17 protein-coding genes and 1 pseudogene are annotated in these 20,063 nt (G+C 72.2%); 14 read left to right on the top strand and 4 right to left on the bottom strand.

Annotated elements, in window-relative coordinates; all coding sequences use genetic code 11:
• The first annotated feature begins 1 nt into the window (after position 1).
• The 5 genes and pseudogenes from K4B79_RS44335 (at position 2) to K4B79_RS44315 (ending at position 3,474) form a co-directional block, all read left to right on the top strand.
• Complete coding sequence (locus tag K4B79_RS44335; RefSeq protein ID WP_232033139.1) at positions 2-1,225, top strand: ketosynthase chain-length factor; 1,224 nt, start codon at positions 2-4, stop codon at positions 1,223-1,225.
• Between the two features lie 47 nt (positions 1,226-1,272).
• Complete coding sequence (locus K4B79_RS44330) at positions 1,273-1,530, top strand: acyl carrier protein (RefSeq protein WP_232033138.1); 258 nt, start codon at positions 1,273-1,275, stop codon at positions 1,528-1,530.
• Between the two features lies 1 nt (position 1,531).
• Positions 1,532-1,984, top strand: a pseudogene (locus K4B79_RS44325) (SRPBCC family protein); the annotation flags it as partial.
• Between the two features lie 30 nt (positions 1,985-2,014).
• A complete protein-coding gene (locus K4B79_RS44320; protein ID WP_445276270.1) occupies positions 2,015-3,001 on the top strand; it encodes a methyltransferase in 987 nt (328 codons plus the stop codon).
• Complete coding sequence (locus tag K4B79_RS44315; RefSeq protein ID WP_232033137.1) at positions 2,998-3,474, top strand: SgcJ/EcaC family oxidoreductase; 477 nt, start codon at positions 2,998-3,000, stop codon at positions 3,472-3,474. The genes K4B79_RS44320 and K4B79_RS44315 overlap by 4 nt, the downstream gene beginning before the upstream one ends.
• Positions 3,475-3,545: 71 nt before the next feature.
• On the opposite strand, the gene K4B79_RS44310 is transcribed toward K4B79_RS44315, so the two are convergent.
• Both K4B79_RS44310 and K4B79_RS44305 read right to left on the bottom strand, forming a co-directional pair.
• Positions 3,546-4,619, bottom strand: coding sequence for an acetylserotonin O-methyltransferase (locus tag K4B79_RS44310; RefSeq protein ID WP_232033136.1), 1,074 nt, complete (start codon positions 4,617-4,619; stop codon positions 3,546-3,548).
• A 7-nt stretch (positions 4,620-4,626) separates the two neighbouring features.
• Positions 4,627-6,294 carry an FAD-dependent monooxygenase gene (locus K4B79_RS44305; RefSeq protein WP_232033135.1) on the bottom strand — a complete coding sequence of 556 codons (1,668 nt, stop codon included), beginning with the start codon at positions 6,292-6,294 and terminating at the stop codon, positions 4,627-4,629.
• 198 nt (positions 6,295-6,492) lie between these two features.
• Between K4B79_RS44305 and K4B79_RS44300 the strand changes: the two genes are divergently transcribed.
• From K4B79_RS44300 to K4B79_RS44270, 7 genes are all read left to right on the top strand, one after another.
• Positions 6,493-7,512 carry a methyltransferase gene (locus tag K4B79_RS44300; RefSeq protein ID WP_232033134.1) on the top strand — a complete coding sequence of 340 codons (1,020 nt, stop codon included), beginning with the start codon at positions 6,493-6,495 and terminating at the stop codon, positions 7,510-7,512.
• Complete coding sequence (locus tag K4B79_RS44295) at positions 7,505-8,491, top strand: hypothetical protein (RefSeq protein WP_232033133.1); 987 nt, start codon at positions 7,505-7,507, stop codon at positions 8,489-8,491. The genes K4B79_RS44300 and K4B79_RS44295 overlap by 8 nt, the downstream gene beginning before the upstream one ends.
• An 11-nt stretch (positions 8,492-8,502) precedes the next feature.
• Positions 8,503-10,293 carry an HAD-IIIC family phosphatase gene (locus tag K4B79_RS44290; RefSeq protein WP_232033132.1) on the top strand — a complete coding sequence of 597 codons (1,791 nt, stop codon included), beginning with the start codon at positions 8,503-8,505 and terminating at the stop codon, positions 10,291-10,293.
• Positions 10,283-10,534, top strand: coding sequence for a phosphopantetheine-binding protein (locus K4B79_RS44285; RefSeq protein ID WP_232033131.1), 252 nt, complete (start codon positions 10,283-10,285; stop codon positions 10,532-10,534). The genes K4B79_RS44290 and K4B79_RS44285 overlap by 11 nt, the downstream gene beginning before the upstream one ends.
• A complete protein-coding gene (locus K4B79_RS44280; RefSeq protein WP_232033130.1) occupies positions 10,531-12,033 on the top strand; it encodes an SDR family NAD(P)-dependent oxidoreductase in 1,503 nt (500 codons plus the stop codon). Before K4B79_RS44285 ends, K4B79_RS44280 begins: the two co-directional genes overlap by 4 nt.
• A gap of 109 nt (positions 12,034-12,142) precedes the next feature.
• Complete coding sequence (locus K4B79_RS44275; RefSeq protein ID WP_232033129.1) at positions 12,143-13,678, top strand: MFS transporter; 1,536 nt, start codon at positions 12,143-12,145, stop codon at positions 13,676-13,678.
• A gap of 426 nt (positions 13,679-14,104) precedes the next feature.
• Positions 14,105-16,486: an ATP-binding protein gene (locus K4B79_RS44270; protein ID WP_308280641.1), complete on the top strand. Its 2,382-nt coding sequence runs from the start codon at positions 14,105-14,107 to the stop codon at positions 16,484-16,486.
• 2 nt (positions 16,487-16,488) lie between these two features.
• On the opposite strand, the gene K4B79_RS44265 is transcribed toward K4B79_RS44270, so the two are convergent.
• Complete coding sequence (locus K4B79_RS44265) at positions 16,489-17,535, bottom strand: acyltransferase domain-containing protein (protein WP_232033127.1); 1,047 nt, start codon at positions 17,533-17,535, stop codon at positions 16,489-16,491.
• A gap of 13 nt (positions 17,536-17,548) precedes the next feature.
• Entirely contained in the window at positions 17,549-18,760 is a 1,212-nt protein-coding gene (locus K4B79_RS44260; RefSeq protein ID WP_232033126.1) for an MFS transporter, read from the bottom strand.
• A gap of 207 nt (positions 18,761-18,967) precedes the next feature.
• On the opposite strand from K4B79_RS44260, the gene K4B79_RS44255 reads away from it, so the two are divergent.
• Together K4B79_RS44255 and K4B79_RS48450 are read left to right on the top strand one after the other, a co-directional pair.
• On the top strand, positions 18,968-19,843 hold the full coding sequence (locus K4B79_RS44255) for an NmrA/HSCARG family protein (protein WP_232033125.1): 876 nt from the start codon (positions 18,968-18,970) through the stop codon (positions 19,841-19,843).
• Between the two features lie 81 nt (positions 19,844-19,924).
• Positions 19,925-20,063: carboxyl transferase domain-containing protein (locus K4B79_RS48450; protein ID WP_308280642.1), on the top strand; the 139-nt coding region annotated here is incomplete at its 3' end.

Raw genomic sequence — 20,063 nt, 5'->3', positions numbered from 1 at the left:
GATGAGCCCTGACGCCCTCGTGGTCACCGGAATGAGCGCGATCGCTCCGAACGGCGTCGGCCTGGAGGAGTACTGGGCCGCCACCCTGGCCGGCACCAGCGGAATCGGGGCTCTGCAGCGTTTCGACGCCGGTTCCTACCCGGTGCGGCTCGCCGGTGAGGCCGACCGGTTCGTGGCGTCGGACCATGTGCCGACCCGGCTGATCACCCGGACGGACCGTATGACGCACCTCGCCCTCGCGGCGGCGGAGTGGGCGCTCGCCGACGCGGGGGTGGATACGCAGCGGCTCGGGGAGTACGACGCGGCGGTGGTGACCGCCAACTCGTCGGGCGGGTACGAGTTCGGCCAGCGCGAGATGCAGGCCCTGTGGTCGCAGGGGCCCCGGTCGGTCGGTGCCTACCAGTCCATCGCCTGGTTCTACGCGGCCAGCACCGGACAGATCTCCATCCGGCACAAGTTCCGCGGCCCCTGCGGGGTCATCGCCTCCGAGCAGGCGGGCGGAATCGACGCGGCGGCCCAGGCCATGCGCACGGTGCGGGCGGGCACCCGGCTCGCCGTCACCGGCGGTACCGACGCCTCGCTCTCCCCCTGGGGCTTCGTCTCCCAGCTGGCCACCGGCCGGCTGAGCGAGCGGCCGGACCCGCGGCGGGCCTATGTCCCCTTCGACACCGAGGCGTGCGGCTACGTGCCCGGCGAGGGCGGGGCGATGCTGGTCGTGGAGAGCGCCGCCGCGGCGAGTGCCCGTGGTGCCCGCCGGATCTACGGGCAACTGCGCGGCTCCGCGACGACGTTCGACCCCCGGCCGGGTTCGGGGCGGCCGCCGGCGTTGCGGCGCGCGATCGAGTCGGCGCTGGCGGACGCCGGTGTACGGGCCAGCGACATCGACGTGGTCTTCGCGGACGGCATGGGCGTGCCCGAGTACGACGCCGCGGAGGCCGCCGCGCTGACCGATGTGTTCGGCCGGCACGGCGTACCGGTGACCGTGCCCAAGACGATGACGGGCCGGCTCTACGCGGGCGGTGCGGCACTCGACGTCGTGACCGCACTGCTGTCCGTCAGGGACGGCGTCATACCGCCGTCGGTGTCGATCACCCGGCCGGTGCCCGACTACGGCCTCGACCTGGTGATCGGCCGGCCGGTCCGGCGGACCGTCCGCAACGCCCTGGTGGTGGCGCGGGGTTACGGCGGGTTCAACGCGGCGCTGGTCGTGGGCGAGAACACCTGACGGCTTCGAAGACTCGACACGCAGAAAGGGATCGGGAAGGGATGACGATGAGTGGGATCACCCGGCAAGACCTGAGGCGAATCCTGGAGGGCCCCGGCAGCGAGGCCGACGCGGCGGTGTGGGAGGCGGCGGGGACTCTGGACACTCCCTTCTCCGACCTCGGTTTCGACTCCCTCGCGTTGCTCGAGATGGCGGTGCGCATCGAACAGGAGTACACGGTCGCCGTCCCCGAGGAGGCCGTCGAGAACCTGGCGACACCGCGCGCGGTGCTGGACTTCGTCAACCGACGACTCGCGGAGGCATGACATGGCAGGGCACACGGACAACGCGATCGTCATCGACGCGCCCATGGACCTGGTCTGGAACATGACCAACGACGTCGGGTCCTGGCCGAGGCTGTTCGGTGAGTACGCCAGTGCCGAAATCCTGGAACGCGAGGGACCCACGGTACGTTTCCGTCTCACCACCCACCCCGACGAGCAGGGGCGGGTCTGGAGCTGGGTCTCCGAACGGACGCCGGATCCCGGGACACGGACCGTCACGGCACGCCGCGTCGAGACCGGGCCGTTCGAGTACATGAACCTGCGCTGGGAGTACCGCTCGCTCGACGCGGGCGTCGAGATGCGCTGGATGCAGGACTTCGCGATGAAGGCCGACGCGCACATCGACGACTCGGGCATGACCCAGCACCTCAACACGAGGACCAGGACGGAGATGGCGCGGATCAAGAGCGCGGTCGAGACGGCCGCCCGCGTCTCCTCCGGGCCCGAGGACCTCTTCGGCCGGCGCCTGCTGCTGCTCGCCGGCGGTATCCGCCTGGCATGGGTGGTGTACGCGTTGAGCGAGGTCGGTGTGGCGGACCGGCTCGCCGCGGGACCGCTTCCGGTGGCCGAACTCGCCGAACTCACCGGGACCCATGCGGACGCGCTGCGCCGGCTGCTGCGGGCCGCGGCGTCGGTCGGTGTCTTCGTCGAGGACGACGAGGGCCGGTTCGCCCTGACGCCGCTGGCCGAGGGGCTGCGCTCCGACACACCCGAGAGCATCAGGATGCTGGTGCGCTACAACGGTGCCCCCACCGTGTCGGGGCCGTACCAGGAGATCCTGCACAGCCTCAGGACCGGGGAGCCGTCCTGCCAGAAGGTCTTCGGCATGCCCTTGTGGGACTACCTGGACGTGAACCAGGACGCGGGGGACTTCTTCGACGAGACGATGACCAGCATGAGCGCCCGCCTGGTGCCGACGCACCTGGCCGACATCCGCCCGGAACGGTTCAGCAGCTTCGTCGACGTCGGCGGCGGGCACGGGGCGTTCCTCGCCGAGTTGCTGCGCCGGGCGCCCGGCGCCACGGGCGTGCTGTTCGAGCGGCCGAAGGTGATCTCCGGTGCCGCCCCGGTCCTGGAGGCCATGGAGGTCCTCGACCGGGTCACGACGGCGCCGGGCGACTTCTTCGCCGACCCGCTGCCCGCCGACGCCGACGCCTATGTGCTCAGGGCCGTCCTGCACAACTGGTCGGACGACGACGCGCTGGCGATCCTGCGGCGGGTGAGGGCCGCGATGAGCAGGCCCGATCAGCGGTTGTTCGTCCTCGAACAGGTGATGGGTCCTCCCAATGTGTGGGACCACGCGAAGTTCCTCGACGTCGACATGCTGGTCATCTTCGGCGGCGTGGAGCGCACGCTGCCGCACTGGCGGGGGCTCTTCGACGGGGCCGGCTTCGAACTGCTCACCCAGCCCGCCACCGGCCGGTGGACGGTGCTGGAGTGCCGACCGCGATGACCACCACGCCTGAGAGCCTGGAGAACGGAAACCCGATGAGCACCGTGTCGAAGCACCCGAGCACCGGCATCCCGGATCGCGTGCGGGACGAGGCCGACATCCGCGAGCTGTACTCCGCCCTGCTCGGCAGCTGGGGGGACGCCGAGGCCTACGTGGACCACTTCACGCCTGACGCCGACTACATCGTGTCCAGCGGTGTGGTCGAACGCGGCCGCGAGGAGATGGTCGCGGGCCACCGGCTGATCTTCACCACCTGGGCGCACGGCACCCGCCTCGCGGGGTGGATCGACAGCATCCGCTTCCTCACCTCCGACGTCGCGTTCGTGGTCGCGCACGGCACGATGCTGCTGCCCGGCCAGGAGGAGATCGATCCGCGGGAGCTGACCGTCTACTCCCTCGTCGCGGTGCGCGCGGGCACGGCCTGGCGGTTCGCCGGCTACCAGAACACCCCCGTCCAGGAGCACGCCGCCTGAGCCGCGGTGCACAGGGGCCGGGCCGGGACACAGTCCGTGTCCCGGCCCGACCCGTGTGCGATACGCCGCGCTCAGCTCGGCACGGAGGCGGTGACGAGCGTCAGCGGGGAGGGGATGCGCACCACACCGTCGTAGCGGAGCCCGGCCCGTGCGAAGAGCTCCGCGAACTCGGACTCGGTGCGCTCACCGCCGGTGCCGACCAGCATCATCAGCAGGTCGAGCAGGGTGCTGAAGGTGGAGTTCGGCTCCGGTCCCTCCTCGATGAGGTGGTCCACCAGCACGACGCGGGCCCCGGGGCGCGCGGAGTGCGCACAGTTGCGCAGAACGCTCACGCAGACGTCGTTTTCCCAGATGTGCGTGACCTGCCGCAGCAGATAGACGTCCGCCTCCGCCGGGACGGCCTGGCGGATGTCGGTGGGCACCAGTCGGCACCGGGCCGCGAGCGGGCCCTCCCGCAGCGCGGGGTCCGCCTGCCGCAGTACCTCGGGCGAGTCGAGCAGGACGCCCGACAGGTCCGGGTTGCGTTCGAGCAGCGTCCGCAGCAGGCTCCCCTGGCCCCCGGCGACGTCCGCCACGACCGACACGCCCGTGAGGTCGAGGGCGTCGGCCACCGGCCCGCTCGTCCAGCGGGACGACTCCGACATGGCCCGGTTGAACACCTCGCCCTCGCCCGGCTCGACCTCGGCGAAGTACTCGTAGAGCGTCCTGCCGTAGTGGGCGGGAAACAGTGACTCTCCGCTGCGCACCGCGTCGGCCAGCCGTGCCCACATGGTCCAGTTCCACCCGGATCCGGCGAGCATGGCGATGTTCGACACCGAACCGGGGACCGTCGTCACGAGCGACCGGGAGAAGGCCGTGTGCTCATACCGTCCGTCGGCGGTGCGGTGGAAGATCCCGTGGGCGGCGAGCGCACGCATGAGCCGGCGCAGCGCCCCTGGGTCGGCACCGCACTTGCCGGCGAGTTCGGCCGTGCCGACGGGATCGTCGCCGATCAGATCCGCCAGCCCCAGCTGGGCCGCCGCCTGGATGATCGCGCTGGACCACATGGCCTGAGTGAGGCGCCGCACGTCGGCCGCGGCACCGAACACGGTCGTGCCGGGTGTCTCCACGAGCGGCAGGGGCCCGATCTCCGGCTTACCCGTCATCGTCACATCACCTGTTTCCGTCGGTGGGAAGGGGCAGCAGTTCGTTCTCGGGGCGGTCCAGGATCGTGGCGAGCACGCGTGCCAGGGAGCGCTCGGCGTCCTCGGACGCCTCGGCGTGCCACGCGACGAACCCGTCGGGCCGGACCAAGGCCGCACCCGATGCCAGCAGATCGCCCATGACGCCCGCCGGATCAGCGGCGACGGTCAGGTCCGCGCCCTCGCCCACCCGGTAGGCGCGGACGGTGACGCCGGACGCCCGCGAGACCCGCTCGGCCGCGGCCGGCCAGACTCCGGACCCGCCGGCCGAGAGCAGCACGAAGTCGTCGGTGCACAGATCGACGGTCGAGACGCGGTCCCCGCCGTCGCTGAGCCAGACGTGCGGGACGCGGGTACCGGGCTCCCCCGCCAGCCGGAGCTTCTCCGGCAGCGGTCCCTCGTCGCCGAACTCGGCGCCGAGCACGGCGCGTGAGGCGTACCGGTAGCCCAGGATGACGACGGGGAAGTCGCGGAAGCCCGGCTGACGGTGCGCGGTCGCCCGGTGCCGCTCCCTCAGCAGCGCCTGGTCGGCGGTGGCGGCGCCCACCGGCCGGCGCTCGGCCTCGTAGGTGTCGAGCAGACCGTCGCCCGCCTGTCCCCGGAGCCTGGCCGCGAGCTTCCACGCCAGGTTGTGCGCGTCCTGGACGCCCGCGTTCGCGCCGAAGCTGCCGTGCGGCGGATGGGTGTGCGCGGCGTCGCCGGCGAGGAAGATCCTGCCGGTCCTGAAGGAGTCGGCGATCAGATGCGTCGACTCCCACACGAACGTCCCTTCCAGTTCGACCGGGTGGTCGGGGCGGCCGATCGCGGCCCGGACCAGGCCCAGACAGGTCTCCTGGTCGAAGTCCGCGGGGTCCACGTCACCGTCCGGCGGGTAGCCGGTCCACACCATCCAGCGGTCCTGCCCGTCGAGGCACACCACCACCCCGCGGAACCGTTCGTTGCCGACGAACGTGAGCATGAACCGGCGGTCGCCCACCACCTGGCTGAGATCGGCCCGGAACACCATGCTGATCATGCGTTGCTGGAGGCCGTGGCCCGACCGGCCGACACCGAGCCGCTCGCGGACCGGGCTGTAGACGCCGTCGGCGGCGATCACGTACTGGGCCCGCATCCGGTACGTCGTGTCGGCCTGTTTGTCGGCCACGGTCACGGTCACGCCGCGCGGGTCCTGTTCGACCGCGAGCGCCTCGTGGCCGAACCTGATGTCCGCGCCGTCGCGGCGCGCGCCGTCGAGCAGGACCGGTTCGAGCAGATCCTGCCCGCACCAGACCGGTGCCGCCGGGCTCAGGTCGTGGGCGAACTGCTCACCCATCTCCACGATCTGCGCCTCGCCGAGTTCGTCGAGGCTGCGGGTCCGCAGAGCGATCCGCGGCATCGTGCGCCGGCGCGCGGCGGGTTCCGCCGCCTGGTCCGGGGGGACGAGCGCGAGGCCCGCGTCCCGGATCGGCTGCTCGACGCCCGCGTTACGGAACAGCTCCATGCTGCGCGCGTGCACACCGGTCGCCCGGGTGAGCGGGGATGTCGTCGGGCGGCGCTCCAGCAGCACGCAGTCGACGCCGAGCCGGCGCAGGAACAGTGCCGAGGCCAACCCGACCGGGCCACCCCCGATGATCACTACGGGTACTTCGCCCTCACTCATCCGACCTCCTCGATGGTCTGTCACTGCGGCCACGCTGTCAGCCCGTCGTCAAGGTGGGCTCAACGCCGGTTAGGCCGTCCCGTCCGGCGGACCCGGTGCTCTAAGCCCGCTTGAGGACGGCTTGAGCGGCACCGATCAGGGTGGGGCGCAGGACGCGGTCGCGACCTGCGGCCCGGCAGCCATTCCGAGGAGTCATCCATGCCGGACGGAAACCGGACGACGCTCTCCCAGCTGGCCGACACCATCACTCCCTGGGCGCTGCGCGTCGCGGCGACGCTGCGGCTGGCCGACCGCCTGGCGCAGGGCCCGGCGACGGCCGGGCAGCTGGCCGAGTGGGCCGGCGTGGACGCCGACGCGCTCGGCCGCGTACTGCGCTACCTCTCGGTCCGCGGCGTGTTCGTGGAGACCGGCGACGGCTCCTACGAGCTCACCGAACTCAGCCGGCCGCTCCAGGACGGCCATCCGTCGGGCATGCGGATGTTCCTGGACGCCGACGGCATGGGCGGACGGATGGACCGGGCGTTCGGCGAGCTGCTGTACACGGTGCGCACCGGCCGCCCCGCCTACGAGTTCGTTCACGGCGCGCCCTTCTGGGAGCACATCGCGGCACATCCCGAGACGACGCCGTCGTTCGACGACCTGATGGCGCTGCACGACTTCTGGTTCGACGAGCTCGTCACCGCGTACGACTGGGCAGCGGCGGGCAGCGTGACGGACGTCGGCGGTGGCAGCGGCCGGCTGCTGGCCAGGATCCTGGGGCACCATCGCGAGGTCAGCGCCACTCTCCTCGACGTGGCCCAGACCGTGAAGGGCGCCGAACAGCATCTCGGCGACGCCGGCGTGCTCGACCGGTGCCGGCTGGTGGCGGGCAGCTTCTTCGAGCCGCTGCCCACCGGGTCGCGGGTGTACCTGGTGGCCAACATCCTGCACGACTGGGCCGACGCCGACGTCGTGCGCATCCTGCGCCGGTGCGCACAGGCGGCCGAGCCGGATGCCCGAGTGCTCGTCGCGGACCGTCTGGTCGCCGCCGGCGGCGACGAGCGTCTGCTCACGATGCTGGATCTGCGGATGCTCACGACGGTCGGGGGCCGCGAACGGGACCTCGCGCAGTACTCCGCGCTCGCGGCCGAAAGCGGTCTGGCGCTCGTGTCGACCACGAACCTGTCCGGCGGTTTCGCGCTGATGGAGTTCCGCCCCCAGGACCGCTCCGGTGCCTGAGGCCGTGGAGACCGTCCGGGACGTGCGGGAGCCGCGGCTGGCGTCGTGGTCCGAGGTGTTCAACTGCTACACGGCGGCGCTGGCCACCTGGCTGGCCGTACGCACGACCGCGTGGTGGCGCCCGTTGCTGGCGGGTGGCCCCACCCTGGCCGTGCGGGAGGCGGACGAGGGGCTGCTGCGCTACGACCACCACCCCCGGCCGCCTCTTGAGGTGCTGGGCCTCGTGGTCAGGCACGGCGACGACTGGCGGCAGGTGTACGAGGCCCAGCAGGCCGAACTCGCCGCGCACGGCGCCCTGGTCGTCTGCGGCGACACCTACCACCAGCCGTGGCACCGCGGATACCGCCGCCGGCACGCCCCGCACTGGATCACGGTGGTGCGCGACGGGCACGGCGACGCCGTCGAGGACCCGCTGTCGCTGATCACCGAGGCGGGGCCGCAGCGGCCGCGGCGGATCGAGGTGGCACCCGCGCAGTTCGCCCAATGGGCCCGCGCGCTGCCCGGCACCGACCCGGTGCACCGCCTGCGTGAGCGCAGCGTGGCCGGCGGAGGTGACCTCGCGCTGGGCGCGCGGTACCGGTGGCTGGCGGTGCGCGACGGCCCCGGGGAGCAGGCCGCGGCAGTCCCTGACCCAACGCGGCTCACCGGGGCGGACGCGGTACTGGCCGTGGCGGCGCGGTTCCGGCCCGGTGCCGTGCGCGACCTCCGGCAGGCCGATGACCTGTGGCAGGCACTGCGGCAGCGCGAACTGCTGCTCGCCGCGGCGGAGGCGGACCCCGGGCTCCTCGACGAGGAGGCGCTGCGGCACTGGCGGGCGGCGACCGCGTGGTGGCGCCGTGTGCCACCACTGCTGGCCCGTCTGCGGCTGCGCGAAGCGGCCGGCCTGGCCACCGACACCACCCGGCTGGTCGGTGTGCTCACCGAACTCGCCCCGTTCGAAGGCCGCCACCTGGCGGCCGACCGGTCACCACTGCGATGAGGGGGATCACGATGGACCACGAACGGCCCGCGGCACCCCGTCCGGCCGACGGGTACCGGCACTGGCAGGCCGTGGCCCGCGCGATCGGCACGGACTCCGATCCGATGGTGCGACGCAGGGTCCGCGTCGCGCTGCTCGCGACCTTCACCGGCGACTTCCTCACCGAGCTGCTTCCGGTGGCGGCTCTCGCGCACCGGCTGCAGATCCGGACCCCGGCGGTGCCCTTCGGACAGGTCGAGCAGGCGCTTCTCGACGCGCGCTCGCCGCTGCGGGACGATCCGCCGGACTACGTGGTGCTGGCCGGCACCGCGACCGACCTGGTGCCCGCGGACTTCCGGCCGGGTGACGCCGCGACAGCGAAGCGGCTCTCCGACGAGGCGGTGGCCCGGTGGACACGGTTGTGGGACGCAGCCGCCGAGACCGGTGCCCAGGCGGTCCAGCTCGGCTTCGCACCGCCGGCGGTGGATCCGTCGGGGGCCGCGGCCTGGCGGTCGCCCGGCTCGGTGTCGGCGCTCGTCCGCGGGGTCAACCAGCGGCTGTCCGAACAGGCCGCGGGGCGTGTGCGGTTCGTGGACGTCGAGCGGATCGCCGCCGAGTACGGACTGGCGCGCTGGAGCGACGCCCGCTACTGGTACCGGCTGCGCCAGCCGTGCGCGCTCGATGCGACGCCGTGGCTGGCCGCGGCCGTCGTGGACGCGATCGCCGTCGACCTCGGCCTGACCCGACGGTGTGTGGTGGTGGACCTCGACGACACGCTGTGGGGTGGTGTCGTGGGCCAGGACGGGCTGGACGGCCTCCAGCTCGGCAGCGGACCTGTCGGCGAGGCGTACGCGGACTTCCAGCGGTATCTGGCCGGGCTCGCCTCGCGCGGCGTGGTCCTCGCCGTGTGCAGCAAGAACGACCCCGAGCTCGCCGAGCGGGCACTCGCCGAGGTGCCCGGCATGATCCTGCGCCGGGAGGACTTCGCGGCCGTCTCCGCGGGCTGGGAACCGAAGTCCCGGCAGCTGGCCGGGCTCGCCCGCACCCTGCGGCTCGCTCCCGACGCGCTGGTCTTCGTGGACGACAATCCGGCCGAGCGCGCGGAGGTGGCGGCGGCCCTGCCGGACGTCGCCGTGGTCGATCTGCCGACCGCTCCGTCGGAGTACGCGGCCGCGCTGGCGGCGGTACCCGGCCTCGCCGCGGGCACCGGGACGGCGGACGCGGGCCGGAGCCGGTCGTACGCGGCGCTGGCACAGGCCGAGGCCCTGGCCGCACAGCATCACGACCTCGGCGACTACCTGCGCGGGCTGGAGATGACGGCAACCCTCGGGCCTGTCGACGCCGCCGCTCTGCCCCGGGCCTCGGAACTGGTGGGCAAGACAAACCAGTTCAACCTCACCACCCGCAGGCGCACCCAGGCCGAGCTGGCCGCCGTGATCGCGCGCACGGACACGTTCGCCGCGCGTCTCCGGCTGGCCGACAGGTTCGCCGACCACGGCGACGTCGGCCTGGTGGTGGCGGTGGCGACCGGGGTGGAGGTCGAGATCGACACCCTGCTGCTGAGCTGCCGGGTCATCGGCCGTACCGCGGAGCGCGCCCTGGTGGCGGCGGTGGGGCGGTGGGCGGTCGCCCGCGGGGCCCGCCGGCTGGTCGGACGGTACGTCCCCACCGATCGCAACGCGCTCGTCCGCGACGCCTACCTCGACCTGGGCTTCCGACTGCGCGACGAGAACCCCGACGGGACGCGTGTGTTCGTCCACGACCTCGCGAACGGCGCGCCGGCCGCGAGCCCTTACCTCAAGGAGACGGTCGATGCCGGTTGACGGAACGACGGCGGCCGAGGCCGTCCTCGCGGCGTTCAAGGACGTGACCGGAGACACCGCGCCACGGGGGCTCGACACCCTGCCCCAGGACGTCGGTGAGTGGACGTCTCTGGCCCATGTGCGTCTCGTGCACGCCATCGAGCAGCAGTTGGGCTGCGAACTTCCGGAGCGTTTCCTCGCTGTCGGGCCGTCGCTGGGCGAGCTGGCCGCGGCGGCGGGCACCGGTGGCGGGACCGCGTGACCGGCTTGCGCGTCTCGGTCGGTGACGTCGTCGACTTCGGCGCCGCGTCCGGCGACCGCAATCCCCTGCACCTCGACCGCGAGTTCGCCCTGCGGTCGGCCTACGGGCGCCCCGTGGCCCACGGGGCGCTCGCGACGATCGTGGCTCTCGGCCTCGCCGCGGACCGGGAGGAGCTCGCACGTGTCGTCGAGCTGAGCGTGGACTTCGACCAGCCGGTGCTGCCCGGTCTGACCTACCGGGTACGGCGGAGCCCGCGGGGTGTCGAAGTCCGGCTCGGCGAACTGCGCGTGCTGACGGCCCGCTGGACCCTTGCCGACCGTGCCGCGGACACCGCACCCGCCGCACCCGCCGCCCGCGGGGCCGGTGCTGACCGGCCCGGCCCGCCACCCCTGCCGGACGGCGGCGGTCCCCGGGTACTGGGCCTCGCGGAGCTGGCCGGCCTCGTCGACGAGTCGTACGCCTACCGCGTGGACTCGGCCGCCCTGGCAGAGCTCCTTTCCCGCGGGGCGGCCGCCGGGGTGCCCGACGCGCTCACCGGGCCGCTGGCCTGGGCCAGCTTCCACACCGGTATGCGCACGCCCGGCCGGGACGGGCTGCTGGTGGGGATCCGGCTGCGGCTCACGGGCGCACGGGAGCGCCCCGCCGAGGTGTGGTCGTGCCGGGCGGAGCCGCCGCTGGTGCACCGGCGTACCGGCATGGTGACGGTGCACGCGGAGCTGGACGGCGCTGCGTCGGCGACGCTGACCCTGGTGAGTCTGTTGCGTCGTCAGGTCGCCGCCCCCACCCTGGTGGAGACCCTCGGGACGCTGCCCCGCTCGAACGCGCTGGCGGGGCGGACGGTCGCGGTGATCGGCGGTGGCCGCGGCCTCGGTGCGGCGCTCAGCTGCAGCCTGGCCGGCCAGGGTGCCCGAGTGCTGGCCGTGTCGAGCACACCGGCGACCGCCCTGACGCGCGAGGCGTCGGCCGAGCGGCTGCCGATCGAACCGCTGACCTGCGACGCACGCGATCCCGAGGCCCTCACCACAGCGTTCTCCGGCGTCGCTCTCGACGGCCTGGTCCTCGCCGCCGCGCCGCGCATCCTCAGCCTGCCGGTCGCGGCGGCGACCGTGCCGGAGTGTGTGGACCACGTCGCGGACGCGGCGCGTCTGGTGCTCGCGCCCCTCGCGGCGGCACACGAGCTGCTGGCCGAGCGGGCGTTCGTGGTCTTCGTGTCGTCGTCCGCGGTGCTCGAACCACCGGCCGCGTGGCCGCACTATGCCGCGGCCAAGGCGGCGATCGAGGGGCTGGCCGGCCATCTGGCCCGGCACCGCCCCGGACTGCGGGTCGTGGTGGCGCGTCCGCCCCGGATGTGGACCGAGATGACCAATGGTCCCGCAGGGGCCGCCGGCGCCACTCCGGTGGGGGTCGTGGCCGGTGCCGTCGTCCGCCACCTCCTGTCGGGCCCGGCCGCATCCGGTCGGCCCGACGTGCTGGGCCCCGACGCGCTGAGCGGTCCGTGAGTCCGGCCTCTGGCTCATTCCCACGAACCACCGTATAGTCGTACGCGAGTAATCGTGGATGATCAATCTGTCGAGCGTCATCCGCCCCGGCAGCGGTGAAGGATGTGTCATGACGTCAGAAGCAAACTGGACGAGCCCGGGTGACGCCGAGCAAGGCGATCCCCGACGCTGGCGAGCGCTCGGTGTGGTGCTCATCGGAACGTTCCTCATCCTGCTCGACAGCACGATCGTCAACGTCGCGATCCCCTCGATCCAGCAGGACCTCTCCGCCAGCCGCAGCTCCATCGAGTGGGTGATCAGCGGTTACTCGCTCGCCTACGGCCTGCTGCTGATCCCCTCGGGACGACTGGGCGACCGCTTCGGCTACAAGCGGATGTTCCTGTTCGCGCTCGCCGGGTTCACCGCGACGTCGGCGCTGTGCGCGGTGGCGTCGTCACCGACGCAGCTCGTCGTCTGGCGCATCCTGCAGGGGGCGATGGCAGGCTTCCTCAACCCCCAGATCCTCGCGATCATCCAGGTCGAGTTCTCCTGGCAGGAACGGGGCAAGGCGTTCGGCGCGTACGGGGCGATCAGCGGCATCGGCGTCGCCCTCGGCCCCCTCGCCGCGGGTCTGCTGATCGACTGGAACGTGGCCGACTCGCAGTGGCGGCCGATCTTCATGGTCAACGTGCCGGTCGGGATCATCGCGCTCCTCCTCGCGGGACTGTGGCTGCGCGAGGCCAAGGGACGGGCCGGTTCGCTCGACCTCGTCGGAACCCTCCTGGTCAGCGCCGGTGTCCTACTGCTGACCTACCCGCTGGTCGAGGTTCCCGAGAACGGCTGGGAGCCCCGGTCGTTCATCCTGCTGGCGGCGTCGGTCCCGGTGCTCGCGCTCTTCGTCGGCTGGGAACTGCGCCGGCAACGACAGGGCCGCGACGCGCTGATCGACGTACGGCTCTTCCGCAACCGGGGCTTCACCGCGGGCGTGACCATCGGACTGACGTACTTCGCCGGCTTCATCAGCCTCTGGTTCGTGCTCTCGATCTACCTCCAGACCGGCACCGGACGCGGCGCGCTCGCCGCCGGGCTCATCCTGCTTCCGTTCGCCGTCGGCATGCTCATCGGCGCGACCCTCTCCGACCTGGTGGCCAAGCGGATCGGCCGCTGGGTCGTCACCGCCGGCTCGTCCGTGGTGATCGTCGGCACCGCCGGCGCCATCGGCACCATCCACGGCGTGGGCACCGACCTGGCCGGATGGCATCTGCTTCCGGCCCTGTTCGTCGCCGGGTTCGGCTCGGGCCTCGTGATCTCACCGAACACCGACATCGTGCTGCGCTATGTTCCCTGGCAGGACGCGGGCGCCGCGAGCGGAATCCTCAACGTCGGGCAGCGCGTGGGCACGGCGCTCGGCATCGCGATCGTCAGCGTGGCGTTCTTCGGCGCGGTGGACACCGGCCCCGGCCCCGCGTCGCCCGCGGAGCTGGACCGGGCCTTCACCCACGCGGTCCAGATCGGCGCGCTCTACGCCCTCGGCCTCGTGGCACTGACCTTCCTGGCGAGCCTGCTGCTGCCGGCCGACTCGCCGAAGGAGCAGGCCACCGACTGGGAGAACTCCACGACCTCGGAGTCGAAGGCCGAATGGTCGCAGCCGGGCCAGTCGGCGTAACGCGCCGCACGCCGCAGACCGCACCCGGCGGGCCAGCAATTCATCGGCCCGCCGGGCACATCAATGTTTCCCGCCGAACATGATTGGGAACCGTCGACCGCCTCAACACCGAACAACGAATGACGCGACCCTTAAAGGATCGGAAAAGGATTAACGGGAAACATGAAATTGACATCGGACTCGTAGCAGTCGACTCACTGCTTCAAGTAGGGTGTTGCCGACGGCATTCATTGCCATGGGATCGGCGAATGACACACGTAGGGCGGTCAGGGGGTAGGCCGTGTTTGCGGACAACGGGGGCACAACAGCGGGCTCCGGCGCGATACCACGTACCGACGAAAACCGGTCAGGATCCAGGAGCGCCGCGCGCCCCGCCGCTGACCCCACACACCTGCCGAGGCGTCGGCCTGCCGCGAACCCACAAGAGTGCGCGCGAAAAACACGCCCCCATATCGGACCAGAGCACTCGCCGCCCTGCTGTTTGTTGTCACAGAAGGTTCGGTTCCGATTTCAGAGGGGGACTGGATTTCAGTGGTTGATCTGACGCCCGCGAAGACGGGAACGTCATTCGGTGATGAGCTGAGAAGAATCCGAACGACACGCAGTCTGTCCCTCCGGCAGCTGGCCAGGATGGTGCACTACACACCGGGCCATCTGAGCAAGGTGGAAACCGGCAGAAAAGTTCCCACCGTTCAGCTGGCACTTCGCTGCGACGAAGTCCTCGACACCGGCGGCCGGCTGATGGCACTGCGCGGCGACGACGGACTGCCGTCCCCCGCGCTCCTGCCCTCCGCGTCCGCGGCCTTCGTCGGAAGAGCGGCCGAACTGCGTCAACTCGTGACCGCCGTGGCCGGCGGCGGCCGGTCGGGCTCACCCTGCGTGGTCGAGGTCACCGGACCACCAGGGGTCGGCAAGAGCGCACTGGCCCTGCGGCTGGCCCACGAGGTCGCCCCGCACTTCACCGCGGGACAGCTCTACGCCGATCTGGCCCGCCGCGGTCCGGGCGACAGGCCGTACACCGTCCATGACATCCTGTGGGACTTCCTCACCGCGCTCGGAGTGCGCCCCTCGATCATCCCCTCCGACCCCGAGCAAAGGATCACGCTCTACCGGTCGACCGTCGCGCGCCGTCGCATTCTGGTGCTGCTGGACAACGTCTCCGGCCCCGAGCAGATCATGCCGCTGCTGCCGAGTTCCGGTGACTGCGCCGTGGTGGTCACGAGCCGTCGCCGGCTGGACAGCCTCGAACTGCGGCACGACCAGCGGGTCCCCCTGGGCCCGCTCGGCGAGGACGAATCGGTGGCCCTGCTGCGCCTCCTCATCGGCCCCGAGCGGACCGCGGAGGAGTCCGGCGTACTCGAGCGCGTCGCGGCGTACTGCGAGTACCTGCCGCTGGCGCTGCGGATCGCGGGCGAGCGGGTGGCCACCCGTCCGAACTACTCGGCGCACCACCTGGCGGCGGATCTCGCCACCGCGAGCAACCGGCTGGATGTACTGCGGTCCGCGGGACTGCTCACGGTCCGCGGAAGTTTCTCCTGGTCGTACGAGGCCCTGGACGCTGACGCGGCCCGGTTGTTCCGGCTGCTGAGCACGTACTGGGGCGGCCCTGTCCCGGTCGACGCCGCCGCGGCCGTCGGCGGCCTGTCCGCCACGCGCGCGCGTGCGCTGCTGGACGCGCTGGTCCAGGCACATCTGCTCAAGAACGTCGGCGGGAACCAGTACACGTTCCACGAACTGCTGAGGGCCTTCGCCGAGGAGCGGGCCGTGGCCGAGGAATCGCAGGACGCCCTGACCGCGGCCCGGCGACGGGCCCTGGACTGGTTCGTCCGCACCGCCCACGCCGCCACCGAGCTGCTGACGCCCGCCTGGCCGCCCGCTCCCGTACTGGGTCCTCCGCTGGCGTCGGCCACCCGGTTCGCCGACCGTCGCGACGCTCTCGACTGGTGCGAGGAACAGACGCCGAATCTCGTCACCGTCACGCGTACCGCGGTGGAGATCGGCGACTACGCCGCCTCGTGGAAGGCACCCGTCGCGTTCGCCGGCTTCCTGTACCTGCGTCGGCAGTGGCGGGTGTGGATCGTGGCCCACCAGATCGGTGCCGTCGGTGCGCGCGAGACGCAGGATCGTTACGGCGAGGCATGTCTCCTGCACAACCTCGGGTTCGCCTATGTCGAGGAGCGCCGCTTCGACGAGGCACGGTCGCATCTGCACCGGGCGCTGGCCCTGCGGCGGGAGATCGGCGACCGGATCGGCGAGGCGTGGACCCTGACACTGATGGGTTTCCTGTACCGCGCCCTGCTCCGACCGGAGGAAGCCGTGGCTCATTTCCGCCTGGCCGCCCAGGTCTTCGGCGCACAGGGCCGTCCCGAGAGCGGCCGCATGGCCCTCGCCGGCCTCGGCGACGTCCTCCGCACGACCCGACGGCACGACGAGGCGCTCGAACAGCTCAGGACGGCGCTGCAGAACGCCTGGGCCGTCGGCGACCGCCAAACGGCGGGATTCGTTCTGAGCTGCCTGGGCACGACCTACCAGGAGCTGGGCCGGCTCGACGAGGCACTGGGCTGCCTGGACCAGGCCCTGACCATCCTGCGGGAGCACGACGACCGCTGGGGGGAGGCCTCCGTTCTCCAGCATCGCGGCCGTCTCCTGCACGAGATCGGCGACCTCGACCTCGCGCGGGGAGCCTGGAAGCAGGCGTTGGCCGTGTTCGAGGCGCTCGGCTCGCCGCAGGCCGAGGAGATCCGCTCCCAGCTGTGGGGCATCGACCTGTTCGAACGGATCTGCCGCACCCGTCGCGGCATCTGGTGACGTCACGGCTCCTCCCGCAGTCGGTGCCCCTCGGCCAGCAACACGGCGTGGGCCGCCCGTATCGTCTGGTGGTCCCGGTCGGACGGTCCGGGCAGGGCGGGCAGCAGCGGCACGACCGTGCTCCGGCCGGTCCGCACGGCCGAATGGCGCCGGGCCAGCCGGCTCACGCCCTGTCCCGGCCCGAGTTCCAGAAGCACGAAGTCGTCCGCGGCCAGCAGCGCGTCCAAAGCGGGCCAGAACAGCACCGGTGCGACGGGCTGGCGGGCCCAGAAACCCGGGTCGACCGCCTGCGAGGGGCCCAGCAGGGCCGCGGTGTACCCGGAGTAGAGCGGCCGGGCGGGGGGACGTATCCGCACCGCGGCGAACGCCTGCTCCGACCGGTGGGCCGCGGCGCTCAGCACCGGGCTGTGGAAGGCCGTCAGCGACGGCACCCGCAGGCAGGTGAACCCACGCCCGCGCAGCGTCTTCGTGGCGGCCGCCAACGGCTCGTCGAGCCCGGCGAGAACCGTCTGCCACGGCGCGTTGACGGCCCCCACCGCCACCCCGTGGGGCAGGAGACCCTCCAGGTCCGATACGGAGGCGGCAACCGCCACCATGCCGCCGGACGGTGCCCTGACGACGTGCTCGACCCGATCGAGAAGGAGCCGGACGGCGTCGTCGAGCTCGAACACCTCGGCGATCACGGCCGCCACCAGCTCGCCGACACTGTGCCCCAGCAGCACCGAGGGGCTGATCCCCCAGTGGCTCACGAGTCGGCTGAGGGCGTACTCCACCGCGAACAGCAGGGGCTGTGAACGTGTCGCGTGGTCGATCGGTGTCGTGGGGGACTCGGCCAGCCAGTCGGACCGGAGCACCTCTCCGTGGCGTCCCATGGCCTTCAGGACCGCGTCGATCGCGTCGGCGAAGACGGGCTCGGACCGGTAGAGGCCGGCCGCCATCCGCGTGTGCTGCGCACCCTGTCCCGGGAACAGGAATCCGACCGGCCGGGGGCGGTTGGGGGGAACTGTGGTCACCATGCCGTCGAGTCTCGCGAACGCCGGTCTGGGCATGAGCACTCCCCGCTCAAGGTCGCGGCCGGTGGACATCGGGGACCATGGCGGCCAGGAGCAGGACGGGCACGACGAGTCCGAGGGCGCCGTACGCCCCGAGGCCGACGGGGGCCAGAGCGGCGACCGCGACCCCGCCGACGGCCCCCAGTCGCTGCGAGACATTCAGCATCCGGTCGGCGCGGGTCGCCTCCCGCCACGACCGACAGGCCAGGACGAGGTCGGCGACGGCCGCCGACAGCAGGCCGGAACCGGCCCCGACGGCCAGCAGCGAGGGCACCAGCACCCACCCGGTCGCCCCGCCGCCGGTCGCCCCGCCGTCCGCGAGAACGGCCGCCGCACCGGTGACACCGGCTGCGGTGAGTCCGGCACCGGCCCACAGCGCCCGTCGGCCGCTGCCGCGCGCCGGTGAGCAGCCGATGGCGACAAAGGCCAGCACCGAGGCGGCCGACAGCGGCAGCAGCCAGCTCCCGGCGACGAGCGCGGACTGCCCCTCGTCCCATCGCAGGCGGGACGCGACGACGTACCAGACGGCGGCGACGGCGCCGAAGTGCCAGAAGTCGAGGGCGGCGCCGATCACGGTCCTCCGGTCGCGGACGGCGGCGTGTGACGCGCGGTCGCCACACGGCGGGACGGGCCAGGAGCGCACGCGTCGGCGCCCCGCCGCCACGGCGAGGAACAGGACCGCCACCACGGGCACATTGACGAGGAAGACCGCCCGCCACCCGGCACCGGCCGGGTCCCACGCGATCAGGGCGCCGGCGAGAAGCGGCCCGAGGGCCACGGTCACACCACTCGTGACCTGGTACACCACAAGAGCGGTGACGGGGCCGCGGTCGCGGGATGCTACCGACAGCAGGCCCAGGATCTGCGGGTTCATCACCCCCGCTGTCGCACCCTGGAGCACCCGCCAGCCCACCAGCGCGTGAGGGCTCCCCGCAGTACCGCAGAGCGCGGACGCCGCCGCGAATCCGCCGAGTGAGGCCAGCAGAACGGTTTCACGGCCGAATCGTCTTCCGAGCCGCTCCCCCGGGCCGAGCAGCAGCGCGTACGCCACCGAATACCCCATGACCAGCCACCCCGCGGTGGCACGGTCGGCACCGAGGTCATGGCGGACGGAGGGGGCCACCACATAGACCGCGCCGGTGTCCAGCATGATCACGAACGTGCCGATCAGGACGGCCCCGAACGACGGACGACCGTCACCTGCCCGGAGGTGCGGTTGCATCGACACCTCCCCCAGTCACAACATTCAGTCGCATTAGATTAGTCAAACACGAGTATTCGAGCGGGGTCCAGGGGACCTGGCGGAGTCGGCCGGTTATGTACCAGGAGCGCGACGTCGAACCGGTCTTGAAGGGGGCTCTAACGCGCGCTGGCAGCATCGTCGGCGTTCGGCACGTCCCCCTCCGGCAGCCCGACCAGGGAGATCGACATGACCGCAGCACGCACGGTGTTGGTGACCGGAGCAACCGGAACACAGGGCGGCGCGGTCGCCCGGGCCCTGCTGGCCCGCGGGCACCGGGTCCGGGCCCTGACCCGCAAACCGGACTCGGCCCCGGCCGCGGAACTCCGCGCCGCCGGAGCCGAGATCGTCGTCGGCGACTTCGACGACGAGGCCTCACTGCGCGCGGCGGCCACCGGCGCTGACTGCGTGTTCGCCATGGGCACCCCGCTGGAGATCGGCCCCGAGGGTGAGACCCGCCAGGCGATCTCGGTCATCACGGCGGCCGTGGCCGCCGACGTCTCCCACATCGTCTACAGCTCGGCCGCCGGAGCCGACCGCGACACCGGAATCGGTTGGTTCGAGAGCAAGCGCCTCGTCGAACGCCACCTCGCCGGGGTCCGTACCCCGTGGACGGTGGTCGCGCCGACGGTGTTCATGGACGTCGTACGGGCGCCGCACGTCGTCGAGGCGCTCCGCTGGGGCCGGCTGTCCATGGCACTGCCGCCCACGCGCAGGCTCCAGTACATCGACGTCACCGACATCGGCGGGTTCGTGGCCGAGGTCGTCGAGCATCCCTCGGAGTTCGCCGGCCGGCGCATCGACATCGCCTCGGACCAGCTCGACGGGACCGTTCTCGCCGCGCTCCTGGCGGAGGCCGGCAAGCGCCCGATCACGTACGCCGAGATGAGCATCGGCCAGCTCTGCGACTACGCCGGCCCCGAACTCGGCGCGATGTTCTCGTGGTTCGACGCGGTGGGCTTCGACGTCGACATCCCCCGGCTGCGCGCCGCCCACCCCGGCGTCGGCTGGCATTCCTTCGCTTCCTGGGCCGCCGGGCAGGACTGGTCGCTCCTCGACTCCTGAGGGGGGCACACCGTGACGGAGACGTTCTTGAACCCCGGGCAGAGGCTCGGTGCGCGGGGACCATCCACGAGCCGGAGCCCGATGGAACGTCTCCACGACATCCGTGCGCGGGCTCTGGCCGGCCCGAGCGAGAAGGCGACCGAGGCGCAGCACGCCAAGGGCAAGCTGACCGCACGGGAGCGCATCGAACTGCTCCTCGACCCCGGTTCCTTCCGGGAGG

The organism is Streptomyces lincolnensis (genome assembly GCF_021173675.1).
In the GTDB taxonomy this organism is placed as follows: domain Bacteria; phylum Actinomycetota; class Actinomycetes; order Streptomycetales; family Streptomycetaceae; genus Streptomyces; species Streptomyces lincolnensis_B.
The sequence above is the reverse complement of the archived record's forward strand: the minus strand, read 5'-3'. Positions and strand labels throughout refer to the sequence as shown.

Excerpts from the sequence above, each read along its gene's own strand:
- K4B79_RS44335 (WP_232033139.1), top strand. The coding sequence starts at position 2 with ATGAGCCCTGACGCCCTCGTGGTCACCGGAATGAGCGCGATCGCTCCG.
- K4B79_RS44275 (WP_232033129.1), top strand. The coding sequence starts at position 12,143 with ATGACGTCAGAAGCAAACTGGACGAGCCCGGGTGACGCCGAGCAAGGC.
- K4B79_RS44290 (WP_232033132.1), top strand. The coding sequence starts at position 8,503 with ATGGACCACGAACGGCCCGCGGCACCCCGTCCGGCCGACGGGTACCGG.
- K4B79_RS44260 (WP_232033126.1), bottom strand. The coding sequence starts at position 18,760 with ATGCAACCGCACCTCCGGGCAGGTGACGGTCGTCCGTCGTTCGGGGCC.
- K4B79_RS44285 (WP_232033131.1), top strand. The coding sequence starts at position 10,283 with ATGCCGGTTGACGGAACGACGGCGGCCGAGGCCGTCCTCGCGGCGTTC.
- K4B79_RS44315 (WP_232033137.1), top strand. The coding sequence starts at position 2,998 with ATGACCACCACGCCTGAGAGCCTGGAGAACGGAAACCCGATGAGCACC.
- K4B79_RS44305 (WP_232033135.1), bottom strand. The coding sequence starts at position 6,294 with ATGAGTGAGGGCGAAGTACCCGTAGTGATCATCGGGGGTGGCCCGGTC.
- K4B79_RS44265 (WP_232033127.1), bottom strand. The coding sequence starts at position 17,535 with ATGCCCAGACCGGCGTTCGCGAGACTCGACGGCATGGTGACCACAGTT.
- K4B79_RS44300 (WP_232033134.1), top strand. The coding sequence starts at position 6,493 with ATGCCGGACGGAAACCGGACGACGCTCTCCCAGCTGGCCGACACCATC.
- K4B79_RS44330 (WP_232033138.1), top strand. The coding sequence starts at position 1,273 with ATGAGTGGGATCACCCGGCAAGACCTGAGGCGAATCCTGGAGGGCCCC.
- K4B79_RS44310 (WP_232033136.1), bottom strand. The coding sequence starts at position 4,619 with ATGACGGGTAAGCCGGAGATCGGGCCCCTGCCGCTCGTGGAGACACCC.
- K4B79_RS44255 (WP_232033125.1), top strand. The coding sequence starts at position 18,968 with ATGACCGCAGCACGCACGGTGTTGGTGACCGGAGCAACCGGAACACAG.